Below are 12887 nucleotides of genomic sequence, written 5' to 3'. Positions count from 1 at the left end.
AACACTGCCACCCTTGTTTTTTAATACACTCAAAGGAGCTAATACAAAATAGATTTCAGCATTGGGTTTAGCATTTGTAAAAAAACACTGTTCCAGAAAAACTTAACATACCTCCTGAAGCCTCTAAAAATTGCCCTATTTATTCACTCCCCTCTTCTCTGGCTCGTATTTAATAAAAAGATTCATCCAGATAATTCTGGACAAGCGCAAAACCAGTGGTGAACCCACGATTAAAACTGCTATCAATACTAAAATGATTTGAGCAACGGATGCTTCAAAAAACATTTGCATTAATACATAGGTAGCCACACCAAGAGCTACAGTAAGTCCGTAGCTCACATACATGGCACCATAAAAGAAACCTGGCTCAAATTCATACCTCAGCTCACAGTTACTGCATTGCTCGTGCATATCAAACATCTTCGGTAGATTGTACGAGCTTTTGCTCTTAAATACATCACCTTGATGGCAGCGTGGACACTTGTATTTAAAAATACTATAGAGTTTAGAACCTTTTGGGAGTATATTCATGATTAGCCTTTTTACCTTTGCAAACTTATGCTAGGAATCAATAACATCAGCCTTCAATATAATGATAGGCACTTATTTAGAAACATTTCATTCTTAATCAATCCTGCGGAGAAGATTGGCCTCGTTGGTAGCAACGGTGCAGGCAAATCTACCCTTCTCAAGGTGATATTTGGGGAAATCTCTACAGATGCCGGAAACATTAGCCGTCCCAAGGATTTTAAACTTGGATATCTTCCACAAGAGTTACCTCTTTATGATGGACGTACCGTATGGGAAGAGGCCGAATCCGCATTTAGCGAAATTAAAAATATTGAGACACGTCTTGACGAAATCAATCATCTACTGGCTACTCGCGAAGATTATGAAAGCCAAAGTTACCTGGATCTTATTGAGGAGCTAAATCATCTTACCGAGCGCTTCAGCCTGGTAGGCGGTTATACCTATCATGCTGATTTGGAAAAAATCCTAACAGGACTTGGTTTTACAACTGAAGATTTTGAGCGGCAAACTACCGAGTTTAGCGGAGGGTGGCGTATGCGTATTGAGTTGGCAAAGTTGCTTTTGGCAAATAATGATGTGATGCTGCTGGATGAGCCTACCAACCACCTTGATATAAATTCCATTGTTTGGCTCGAAAGCTTTCTTCAAAGCTATGAAGGGGCTATTTTGATGGTGTCACACGACCGTACTTTTTTGGATAATATCACTAACAGAACAGTTGAAATTGTTCAAGGCACGGTATACGACTACCCGGTTCCTTACACCAAGTTTACCGAGCTACGTGAAGAACGTATTCAGCTGCAGCTGCAAGAGCAAAAAAATCAGGAAAAGGAAATAAAGCAGACGGAGCAACTTATTGAAAAGTTCCGATATAAAGCGTCCAAAGCTGCCTTTGCTCAGAATCTGATAAAGAAGCTAGATAAGATGGACCGCATCGACATTGATGTTGATGATTCCAGAAAAATCAGTTTCAAATTTGCTCCAGCTCCTCGTTCGGGAAAAGTGGTTTTAGAAGCTGAAAATCTTACCAAAAAATATGACGACAAGGTTATTTTTAAGGATGCCAACCTTGCGGTAAACAGACTGGAAAAAGTAGCCTTTGTGGGACAAAATGGCCAGGGAAAATCTACTTTAGTAAAGGTAGTAACCGAAAAACTTCAGCATGAAGGCAAGTTGGAAATTGGGCACAATGTAGAGATTGGCTACTACGCTCAGGAACAAGCCAAAACTTTGGATGGCAACAAAACCCTCCTTCAAACCATAGAAGACGCAGCTCCTGAAGATTTGCGCAAACGCGCTCGTGACTTCTTAGGGAAATTCCTTTTTACAGGTGAAGATGTGGAGAAGAAAGTAAAAGTACTTTCAGGTGGAGAAAAAGGCCGATTGGCACTTTGTAAACTTTTGCTTCGTCCATATAATCTTTTGGTGATGGATGAGCCTACCAACCATCTCGACATGAAGAGTAAAGAGATGCTAAAAAATGCACTTCTAGACTATGATGGAACTTTAGTTCTGGTGTCTCACGACCGTTATTTTCTTCAGGATTTGGTGGACAAAATCTATGAGTTCAGAAATGGTGAGGTGAAAGAATTTTTGGGTACCATCAATGAATATCTGGAAGCCCGCAAGTTTGACGATTTTCGCCAGGTAGAAAAGCAGGCAGAAGTGAAAGCTGCGGCTGCCGCCAAAAGTGAGCCTAAAGCAAATAACTACGAGGAACGCAAGCAGCTTGACAAGGACATTCGAAAAGCTGAAAATCAAGTAAGAAAACTAGAGCAGGAAGTAGAAAAGCTGGAGGCGGAAATTGCGGAAATTGATAAGCAACTTTTAGATCCGGGACAGTTTCAAAAGCTAAGCAAAGAGCCAGACTTTTACGAAAAGTATGAAGCCAAAAAAGTAAATCTTGAAAAGGCAATGGCGGATTGGGAAAAATGGGCGGCAAAACTGGATAAAGCTCTTGCAGGCAAAGCAGAGCTAGAAGCTTAATCTATTATTGCTTTACCAATTGCTTGGTAATAAAATGATTACCAATCTGCAGTTTTAAGAAATAAATACCGGTGGGTAAGTTTGAAATATCAACTTGCCCATTTGGTTTTACTACACCTTTTTTCACCAATACACCCGCAGCATTTATAAGCTCAATGTCCATGGGGTTTTCACTCCCACTCACCGTAAATGTGTTACTTACTGGGTTGGGATAAACCTCCAGATTTTCAAACTCCAACTCTTCTATTCCGATATTACACCCCGTCTTTAGCGTTAAGAAAAATGACATAGCATCCTGCAACGAAGGTACAACGCAAACCCCATGAGAATAGGCACCTTTATCAATTGCAATAACCGAGGTTGCACCTTTGGCATTCATGCTATCTTCTGCTATCAATGAATTGTGATAATCTACCTGTTCATCTTCTGTGCAGTAATACATTTCTACAGGAAAGTCAGGTTTCCAATCATAATTATCATTAGCCAACAAGGCTTGCCAAATTGAATGTGTTTTACCTATTGAGTCATTTTTAAAATTAGCCAAAACCGAATCCTGCAAAAAACCTGAAAGTGTGTCTGGAAGCAAGTTATTCACCAGACTCATGTTATATGTTCCATCAAAATAAGGTGGAATAAGGGTATCATAAGGACTCTTTAAAATTTCGTCATACGAATTGTAGATATTGCCGTACACTCTTTCCATAGCAAACAAAACATAGCACACATACCCTGGGTTGCTATAGGGCTGATCACTCAGCAAAACTGCAGCTTGTGTACCACTCAAATTATAAGGTCCGGAAGCCGGAGCCGCACCAATAACATCAAACTCTGAAAACAGATTATTATCCTGAATATATTTGGCTGTTGCCATTGCTGCATGTCCACCTTGTGAATATCCAGCTAAAAACACCTCTCCGTTGTCTCCTTTGCCCAAAGTATCCAAAAGTTCGCGGGCAGCCCTAATAGCATCTATGGTAGCCGTAGCTTCTGACTCAGCGTGAACATAAGGGTGCAAACCTGGATTGTCACCCAGGCCTAGGTAGTCTGGAGCAACACATACCGCCCCAACTGATGCCGCCACCTTGGCGATTGTAGCTTCCTGGTTATTCCTAGAGGGTACATCTTCTTTTTCTAACACCGTACCGTGAGCATATGTTACTATTGAAAATGTATCACAAGAACTTTGCTTTGGTATTACTACAGCACCGCTAGCCACCGTAGGACTTCCATCTACATCTACAGTGTTGTATGTGATTTTAAATGTTTCCACATTATAAATAGCCTGAGGCATGAGCGGCTTGAAAGTGGATGCCTGATCAATACCCAAAGATTGGTAAGAAAGCAAGTGGGTTTGAGCATTAGATTGGCTCAAACTAAATAGACAGAATGCAGCTAAGAGTAACTTTGATTTCATAATATAGGGTTGTAAGCATAAAAGTACTAAAACTTTACGCCTTGAGAGAAATTAAAAAAAGTAGCCCCGGCAGGAATCCCTTTGACTTATCGCTCAGGATAAACTTTGATTCATTTTGCTGTTGCAAAAACTGCATTCGCAGCACTACCATGCCTACTTTGTAGCCCCGGCAGGAATCGAACCTGCATCCTAGGTACCGGAAACCCATATACTATCCATTGTACTACGGAGCCGAAAATCGTTAATTAGTTGATTTGTAAAAATGTAAACCAGACTCTATTTCGAACTAATTAACCTATCACTAAAATGTAGCCCCGGGCAGGATCGAACTGCCATCTAAAGTTTAGGAAACTTCTATTCTATCCATTGAACTACGGGGCCAAAGATGCGGCAAAAATAACCACATCAGAAAAAATACAAACCCTATCTTACGATGGAGCCATTTTCTATATTTTGAGATGGACTCGCAAACACCAGTTTCCCATCAGCATCTTCGGCCATCAGTATCATCCCTTTGCTTTCTACGCCACGTATTTTTCGCGGTGCGAGGTTTGCCAATACAGAAACCTGTTTTCCGATAATATCCTCAGGCTTAAAGTGCTCCGCAATTCCTGAAACTATAGTCCGTTGTTCTACACCAATGTCTACACGCAGTTGCAATAGCTTGTCCGCCTTTTTCACTTTTTCTGCTTCCAAAATGGTTCCAGTGCGGATGTCTATTTTCATGAAATCATCAAAGCTTATTTCTTCCTTTAAAGCTGGTGCCTGAGGTTTTGGCTTATTGCTTTCTTTGGTTGCTTCCAGTTTTCCGAGTTGGGCTTCCACTGCTTCGTCTTCTATTTTTTCAAAAAGCAACTCACCACGAAGTACGGTTTCGCCTGTTGGCAAAAACTCCTGAATAGCGCAATCCTCCCAAGTCATCAAATCCAACTGAAGCCACTCACGCAACTTAGATGAACTGAAAGGCATGAAAGGCTCTCCTAATTGAGCCAACTGAGCACACACCTGAACAGCTACATACATAATTGTCTCAGTACGCTCGGCATCGGTTTTTACCTTTTTCCAAGGCTCCTCATCCGCCAAATACTTATTCCCGGTTCTTGCTAAAGAAATGTAAGAAGCCAAGGCTTCTCTAAACTTATATTTATCCAAAGAGCTGCCAATTTTAGCCGGAGCTTCCTGCACCGCTTTTAGCACTTCTTTGTCTACTTCCGTTAAATTGTGAGCTGTTGGAACTTTACCATCGTAATACTTCTGCATAAGCACAAGCACACGGTTTACAAAGTTTCCAAAAATGCCTACCAACTCGCTATTATTGCGTGTCTGGAAATCTTTCCAGGTAAAATCATTATCCTTAGTTTCTGGTGCTGCTGCACAAAGTGCATAGCGCAAAGCATCCTGCTTACCTTCAAAATCTCTTAAATATTCGTGCAACCAAACTGCCCAGTTGCGGCTGGTAGAAATCTTCTGTCCTTCAAGGTTCAAAAACTCGTTTGCCGGAACTTGATCTGCTAAAATGAAGTCGCCATGCTCCATAAGCATAGCAGGGAAGATGATAGCGTGAAAAACAATATTATCCTTACCAATAAAATGAACTAGGGAAGTATCCTCATCTTTCCAATACTTTTCCCAATCATCGCCCATCAACTCTTTGGTAGCCGAGATATAACCAATCGGAGCATCAAACCATACGTAAAGAACTTTTCCCTCTGCATCTTTTAATGGAACTTTTATACCCCAGTCCAAATCGCGGGTCATAGATCGAGCTTGCAGGCCTGCCCCGTCTTCCAGCCAGCTCATACATTGGCCATATACATTAGGCTTCCAGTCTTTATGCTGTTGAATGTAATTCTTGATTTTTCCGCTAAGGTGATCTAGAGGCAAAAACCAGTGCTTGGTCTTTTTCAAAATCGGTTTAGCTCCACTCAACTTTGAGCGTGGATCTTTAAGCTCCGTTGGGTTTAATGAAGTCCCACAACTTTCACACTGATCGCCATAAGCGCTTTCAAAACCGCAGTTGGGGCAAGTTCCCTCAATGTATCGGTCAGCCAAAAACTGGTCGGCCTCAGGATCATAATATTGCTCAGTTTCTTTTTCTTCAAAACATCCTTTTTCATATAGTTTTAAGAAGAAATCAGAAGCCGTATCGTGGTGGATTTTCTTTGAAGTACGAGAGTAAATATCGAAGCTAATCCCAAATTCCGCGAAAGCGGACTGCATTATACCGTTGTACTTATCTACAATTTCTTGTGGAGTAACGCCCTCAGCCTTGGCCTTCATAATAATGGCCACACCATGCTCATCGCTTCCACAAATAAATTTCACATCCTTGCCTCTTTGACGCAAATAGCGCACATAAATATCGGCCGGAAGATAGCAGCCCGCCAAGTGACCAATGTGAACCGGTCCATTTGCATAAGGCAATGCTGCTGTAACTGTATATCTTTTGGGATCTGACATTCGTCTCGATTTCATTTTTTTTCGAATTGGCAAAAGTATGGAACACTTAGACAAGAGCAACATCTTGTCTGTTCATTAATAAACTACACACTATCAAACCAAAAAGGTCCTTGAGGACCTTTAATTTATTCGAGTAAGGAAATTGTTAAACATCTTCTTCCGAGACTCTAATACTGAAAACACCTTCTGTTAACGGTTTTGTAATGGTTTGATCCAAATCACCAACCATACATTTAAAGGTTCCAGTTACTTTAAAACATTTATACCCCGAGTGACTACCGTCTTCTTCAACATTTTGAATATAGAGGTAGCTATCCTTTTGCGAAGCGTTGGTATTAAGTGAAGACCATATCTTTCCATTCTCGCCCCAACTAAAATAAGCGTAGTAATCCTCATCTTGATCAAATGAAATAGTATCTCCTATTAGTGATGGAATGTTACCTTCTGTAAAGTGATGGTTTTCTTTAAGTATAAAAATACTTACCTCATCAAAAAAGCCTCCATTAATATTTGAGTAACAAAGGCCATTTCCTACTTGGCACCAATTTTTAGCCCCAGTCTGATTCAGTTTCCACTCCGCATCGATCTTTGATTTTATGTAATATTTCTTTGTGATCGTAACATCATCCTGTGTAGGATCATCATCCTTATCATCTTTTCCACACCCAGACATCATAGCCATTATTAGTGCTAAGCCCAGCATTTTCAAGTTTTTCCAACTTTTCATTCTGTTATTTTTTAATTGATTCTAAAATTGAAAGACCAAAATAACACAAAAAACAAAGCTTTGTAAGACTCCTTCCCCTCCTCTAATTAGAATTAAATCTATCATTCTCTAAAAACCTACTTGCAATATTGAAAGTATTACTACTATATTTGCATTCATTATTAACAAGAAAAAAACAAGTGCTACCAAATATCAGCATCCAAGTAAATGTGAACACTCACTTAAAAGACCCTAACTCAAGCGAGTTGGGTCAAAACATAGTTGATACCAGCATACAGATGATGGATGAATTGGGTTATGAGCACTTCAATTTTAAAAAGCTCAGTAAGCAAATTGGCTCTTCCGAAGCTTCGATATACCGATATTTTGAGAGTAAAAACAAGCTCCTTTTATACCTCACCGGATGGTACTGGGGATGGATGGAATACAAGCTATCATTAAAGCTCGCAAATATTGAAAATCCAGAAGAGCGCCTAACGCGAGCGATCAATTTACTCACCGAGGTGGCCGCTGAAGATTCCACTTTTGCACATGTGAGCGAAGTAAAACTTCAGCGAATAGTAATTGCTGAATCGCCCAAAGCCTACCTCAATAAAAATGTGGACAATGAAAACAAGCTTGGGGTTTTTTCAGATTATAAGAGACTAGTTTCTGTAGTAAGTGACATTATTCTTGAAATAGATCCGAACTATCGTTGCCCTCACATGTTGGTCTCTACTATTTTGGAAGGATCTCACCTCCAAAGGCATTTTAGCGAGCACCTACCCAGGCTTACTGACGTTGATAAAAAAGAAGACTTAATCACTCCATTTTATTTAGAATTAGCCAAAAAGGCACTCAACTTAAAGTGAAAGGAAATAGAAATCATATCACCCCATTTTTGAGGTTCAAAGTTGGCATCATGCTTTCAGCTTTGATATTTCTTACTGTAATGGCCAATCGTCCATTGCCAGATATTCCTTGGTTTGCTTTATCAGAAATAAATGAGATTAACGAAATAAATGAGCAACATCACGCTAAGTGGCTAAATCTCAATTTAGACCTATCCAATGATGTTTCTCAAATAAATTCTGGAAAGCCACTTTCCAGTGTTTTTACGGATGAATCTCTTCTTCCACTTTCGTGGGTAGAAATGGTGCAAACTCCCCCTCCCGAGCTATCTTAAGGCTCCACAATTCCTCTTGATTTTCCCAGCTTTTCAGTTGGGTAGCATCGTTTCTTATTTCAATTTTAAAATATTGCATTTATGAAGGCATACGATCCAGCCTTTACACCTTTGCAGCGCTTTTGGCGTTTGCTAAAGCCAGATCAAAAAGAGATTGTAAACGTCTACGTTCTGGCGATCTTTAGTGGTCTTATAAACCTTTCCCTTCCACTCGGAATACAGGCTATCATTAACCTCATTCAAGGTGGCAGAATGAGCACCTCATTAGTGGTGCTCATCGCGTTTGTAATTTCAGGAGTGGCCCTTACGGGGATACTTCAAGTGTTTCAGTTGCGTATTACAGAAAATCTGCAGCAAAAGATTTTTACCCGTGCAGCTTTTGAGTTTTCTTTTCGCTTACCGCGAATAAAAGCAGAGGCCCTGTACCGCCATTATGCGCCTGAGTTGATGAATCGTTTTTTCGATACCGTTTCCATTCAAAAAGGGCTTTCCAAAATTCTGATTGACTTCTCCACGGCTTTATTACAGGGAGTTTTTGGACTCATCCTTTTATCGTTTTACCATCCCTTTTTTATTGCCTTTAGCATAGGCCTTGCCCTATTGGCTTATTTGATTTTTGCTGCAACTTTTAGGCTTGGTATGAAAACTAGCCTTGAAGAGTCAGCTCAAAAATACCAAGTAGCTCATTGGCTCGAAGAAGTCGCGCGCAACATCTCCATTTTCAAAATGACCCGCGATAGTGACCTTGTGCTAAACCGCACCAATGATCTTACTGAAAAATACTTGAGAAATCGCGAAGGGCATTTTAAGATCCTGCTTCGTCAATTTTCTTTCATGGTGTTTTTCAAGGTGCTAGTCGCCACCGGGCTACTCATCATTGGTAGCCTTTTGGTAATGGATCAGCAGATGAATATTGGTCAATTCGTGGCTGCAGAAATCATCATCCTGTTGGTGATGACGTCTATCGAGAAGCTTATCATGGCCATGGAAACTATTTATGATGTACTTACTTCATTAGAAAAAGTGGGGCAGGTTACAGATTTAGAGCTTGAAAAACTTTCGGGCCCCAGCGACTTGAAAGCTGACTTGGGTGAACCAATGGCTATAGATGTTTCTGAATGCTCATTTAAGTACCCGAACAACCGCCAAACTACTCTAAAGAATATTTCGCTCAGTATAAAAGCTGGTGAAAAAATAATGCTCACCGGCCATGGTGACACAGGAAAATCTACCCTTTTAAAGCTGATTGCCGGATTGTTTGACCCTACTGATGGCTCCATCGCATACAATGGTTTGCCCACAGGAAACCTAAATATGAAGCTCCTTCGGGCAAGGATTGGGAGCTACTTTCATGAGGATGACATTTTTGAGGGCACCCTTATGGAAAACATAGCAATGGGCCGCGAAGATGTGAGTTTTGAAGATGTACAATGGGCAAGTAAAAACGTGGGGCTTACCGAGTTTATTCGCCAACTACCCGAAGGCTATAATACACTTATGGATCCTGAAGGGCGAAAACTCCCCAAGAGTATTGCACAAAAACTAATGATGGCCCGCAGCATTGCACACCGCCCAAAGTTGCTATTGCTCAAAAATCCATTCCGCTATTTAAGCTTTAAAGAAAGCCATGATCTAAACGACTTTCTTACCGACCCAAAGCATGGGTGGACTCTGATTATTGCGTCTTCTGACCAGCAATATGCCAAAGTTTTTGATCGAATAATTTACCTAAAAGATGGACACCTTGAAGCCTTTGGCACCTATGCGGAATTGAAAAATCTACTAACCGAAAACCCTGAGGACAATGCTTAACATTTCACCCAAAAGTGTAACAAAAATGGTGAGCAGAAGAAACCTTAGCTCACTCAGATACGTGGAAAGTAAAAAGTCTGGTAAAGTGTTTATCAAAATTCTTATCGGCCTTTCAATTTTGCTTTTTCTCACCCTGCTCCTACCTTGGACTCAAAATATACAAGCACCAGGAACGGTAACTACAGTAAGGCCTGATCAACGTCCGCAAACTATACATTCCATCATAGCCGGACGTATTGAAAAGTGGTACGTGCAAGAAGGTGATTTTGTAGAAAAAGGTGATACGATCCTTTTTATTTCTGAAGTAAAGGACGCATATTTTGATCCCGAATTATTACCTCGAACTGAAAAGCAACTTGGATCTAAGCAAGAAGGCGTAAAAGCTTACAATGAAAAAGTAAAAGCTCTAACGGCTCAAATTGCAGCTTTAAAAGAAACCAGCAAGTTGAAGCTTGAGCAAACAGAAAATAAGCTTCGCCAAGCTGAACTCAAAATTGCGACCGACAGTATCGATTTGGAAGCTGCGCGTATCAATGCAAACATTGCCGAAGAACAATTGAAGCGTATGGAGCAACTTCAACAGGAAGGTTTAAAATCACTTACCGACCTGGAGTCGAGAAAACTAAAGGCTCAAAAGGCGAAAGCTGAGTTGATTTCTGCTGAGAATAAATTGTTGACCACCCGCAATGAATTGCTTAATGCTCAAGTAGAAATTGTGTCCTTGGAAACCCAATACCGAAATGCCATTGCCAAAGCGGAGAGTGACAAATACACGGCAATGAGCAATATGTACGATGCCGAAATTACAGTTAACAAAATGGAGAATCAGCTCAAAAACTACTCCGTTCGAGCTGGGTATTATTACATCACAGCGCCTCAGAGTGGTTATGTTACGCAGGCTATCCAATCCGGTATTGGCGAAACCATAAAAGAAGGCAGCGAAATTGTGAGCATCATGCCATCAGAGTATGATTTGGCTGTAGCCATGTACGTTGACCCTATAGATTTACCCTTGATTGAAAAAGGTCAAAAAGTAAGATTGCAATTTGATGGATGGCCCGCCATTGTATTTTCAGGGTGGCCCAACACCAGCTACGGCACCTTTGGCGGAAAGGTATTTGCCATTGATAACTTCATCAGTCCCAATGGTAAATTTCGCTTACTGGTAGCCCCAGACCCAGAAGCTGAACCCTGGCCTGAAGCCCTTCGTGTAGGTGGAGGAGTACGAAATATGCTCCTATTAAAAGATGTGATGATTTGGTACGAACTGTGGCGTAGGTTCAATGGTTTCCCTCCGGATTATTACAAAGCTGCTTCACCACAAAAACCTGCTGAAAAATGAAAGTAATAAGGTTAATATTACTGGTTTTTGTGTTTTTGCAAATCAACCTTGCAACAGCTCAGCAGCCCGACACCGTACTCACTTTTGAGGAATATACAGACCGGGTTAGTGAGCACCATCCATTAGCATTGCAGGCTCAGCTCCGTTCTAGTTTTGGTGAAGCCACCTTGCTACAGTCCCGAGCAGGTTTTGAACCAAAAGCTGGAGCAGATGTGAATCAGAAATATTTTTCGGGAGACAAGTATTATAGTTTGATAGATGCTGGACTAAAAGTTCCAACTTGGTTTGGCGTGGAGCTAAAAGGAGGTTATGAACTAAATGAGGGCAAGTACTTGAATCCGGAGCATTACGTGCCCGATGCTGGGCTTTGGTATGCTGGAATCTCGGTGCCGCTTGGTCAGGGTTTGTTTATTGACGAACGAAGAGCGGCTTTGCGCAAAGCTCAAATTTATGCTCAGAGTACTCAGGCAGAACAAAAAGCCATGCTGAATGATTTGCTTTACGAAGCTGGTAAAACCTATTGGGCATGGTTTGAAAGCTTTAATAAACTATTGGTGTACAAAGAGGCTTACACCACCGCACAGCTCCGATTTGAAGCTATACAAAGAAGTGCACAGCTAGGTGACAGGCCTTACATTGATACACTTGAAGCAAGTATTCAGGTACAAAATCGCCAAGTGTCTTTATGGGATGCAGAGCTTGAATATCAAAATGCAACGGCCCAGCTGGGTGTATTTCTTTGGCAGGATGGTAATATTCCATTGGAACTAGAAGACAATACCACTCCTCCATCTTCGCAAACAATAAGCTCTACTACTGTACGGCCTGAGTTAGTGGGCCAAATGGACAGCCTAATTGATTCTCACCCACAGTTTTTAATATATAATTATAAAGTGCAAGAGCTTCAGGTAGAAAGGCGATGGAAACAAGAGCAGCTTAAACCCACTGTTGACTTAAATTATAACGCCATAGCCGAACCAATAAATGGGGATGTAATGGAAAATTATAGCATCAACAACTACAAATGGGGGCTGTCTTTTAGCATGCCTATTTTGCTAAGAAAAGAACGCGCAGGACTGCAATTGGCGAAACTGAAGATTACCGAAACAGAGTTGCAAAGGAGTACCAAAAAAGCTGAGCTGCAAAACAAAGCCATCAATACCATTAACTCATGGAACACTACCGCCAACCAAGTGAATCAATATCGAAAAACAACACAGAATTATAATCAACTTTTGCAAGGCGAAAACAGGCTCTTCAATATTGGTGAGAGCTCGCTTTTTATGATAAACTCACGAGAGATGGCTTATATCAATGCACAAATTAAGCTGGTGGAGTTAACTGCTAAAAATCAAAAAGCGGAACTGGCCACACAGCATGCATTAGGGGTTTTGAGTCCTTAAGGATTTTATTATCAAAAAGCTCTTTTCTTTGCAGCTCAAAACATTTG

At 40.9% G+C, this 12887-nt stretch carries 10 protein-coding genes and 2 tRNA genes; 6 read left to right on the top strand and 6 right to left on the bottom strand.

The window, feature by feature from the left end; genetic code table 11:
- Window positions 1–135: 135 nt before the first annotated feature.
- Window positions 136–531 (bottom strand): DUF983 domain-containing protein, encoded by a 396-nt coding sequence (locus OWEHO_RS13780; RefSeq protein ID WP_014203100.1) that lies wholly within the window; start codon window positions 529–531, stop codon window positions 136–138.
- A 27-nt stretch (window positions 532–558) separates the two neighbouring features.
- On the opposite strand from OWEHO_RS13780, the gene OWEHO_RS13775 reads away from it, so the two are divergent.
- A complete protein-coding gene (locus OWEHO_RS13775) occupies window positions 559–2517 on the top strand; it encodes an ABC-F family ATP-binding cassette domain-containing protein (RefSeq protein WP_014203099.1) in 1959 nt (652 codons plus the stop codon).
- 4 nt (window positions 2518–2521) lie between these two features.
- Here the strand turns inward: OWEHO_RS13775 and OWEHO_RS13770 are convergent, their stop codons facing one another.
- From OWEHO_RS13770 to OWEHO_RS13750, 5 genes are all read right to left on the bottom strand, one after another.
- Window positions 2522–3931, bottom strand: a complete 1410-nt coding sequence (locus tag OWEHO_RS13770; protein ID WP_014203098.1) for an alpha/beta fold hydrolase — start codon at window positions 3929–3931, stop codon at window positions 2522–2524.
- Window positions 3932–4092: 161 nt separating this feature from the next.
- Window positions 4093–4164, bottom strand: a tRNA-Arg gene (locus OWEHO_RS13765).
- A 76-nt stretch (window positions 4165–4240) separates the two neighbouring features.
- Window positions 4241–4312: transfer RNA gene (locus OWEHO_RS13760), tRNA-Arg, on the bottom strand.
- A 42-nt stretch (window positions 4313–4354) separates the two neighbouring features.
- Window positions 4355–6391, bottom strand: coding sequence for a methionine--tRNA ligase (gene metG, locus OWEHO_RS13755; protein WP_014203097.1), 2037 nt, complete (start codon window positions 6389–6391; stop codon window positions 4355–4357).
- 145 nt (window positions 6392–6536) lie between these two features.
- Window positions 6537–7118: a hypothetical protein gene (locus tag OWEHO_RS13750; protein WP_014203096.1), complete on the bottom strand. Its 582-nt coding sequence runs from the start codon at window positions 7116–7118 to the stop codon at window positions 6537–6539.
- A gap of 209 nt (window positions 7119–7327) precedes the next feature.
- On the opposite strand from OWEHO_RS13750, the gene OWEHO_RS13745 reads away from it, so the two are divergent.
- The 5 genes from OWEHO_RS13745 (at window position 7328) to OWEHO_RS13725 (ending at window position 12840) form a co-directional block, all read left to right on the top strand.
- Window positions 7328–7969 carry a TetR/AcrR family transcriptional regulator gene (locus tag OWEHO_RS13745; protein ID WP_223252692.1) on the top strand — a complete coding sequence of 214 codons (642 nt, stop codon included), beginning with the start codon at window positions 7328–7330 and terminating at the stop codon, window positions 7967–7969.
- Between the two features lie 50 nt (window positions 7970–8019).
- The gene (locus tag OWEHO_RS13740; RefSeq protein ID WP_014203094.1) at window positions 8020–8283 is read left to right on the top strand and encodes a hypothetical protein; all 264 of its coding nucleotides are present in this window, start codon (window positions 8020–8022) and stop codon (window positions 8281–8283) included.
- Between the two features lie 81 nt (window positions 8284–8364).
- On the top strand, window positions 8365–10095 hold the full coding sequence (locus OWEHO_RS13735) for a peptidase domain-containing ABC transporter (RefSeq protein WP_014203093.1): 1731 nt from the start codon (window positions 8365–8367) through the stop codon (window positions 10093–10095).
- Window positions 10088–11437: an HlyD family secretion protein gene (locus tag OWEHO_RS13730; RefSeq protein ID WP_014203092.1), complete on the top strand. Its 1350-nt coding sequence runs from the start codon at window positions 10088–10090 to the stop codon at window positions 11435–11437. The genes OWEHO_RS13735 and OWEHO_RS13730 overlap by 8 nt, the downstream gene beginning before the upstream one ends.
- Window positions 11434–12840 carry a TolC family protein gene (locus OWEHO_RS13725; RefSeq protein WP_014203091.1) on the top strand — a complete coding sequence of 469 codons (1407 nt, stop codon included), beginning with the start codon at window positions 11434–11436 and terminating at the stop codon, window positions 12838–12840. The genes OWEHO_RS13730 and OWEHO_RS13725 overlap by 4 nt, the downstream gene beginning before the upstream one ends.
- Window positions 12841–12887: the final 47 nt, after the last annotated feature.

This window comes from Owenweeksia hongkongensis DSM 17368, assembly GCF_000236705.1.
GTDB lineage: Bacteria > Bacteroidota > Bacteroidia > Flavobacteriales > Schleiferiaceae > Owenweeksia > Owenweeksia hongkongensis.
Note: the sequence above shows the minus strand (reverse complement) of the source record. Positions and strands in the feature narration are given on the sequence as shown.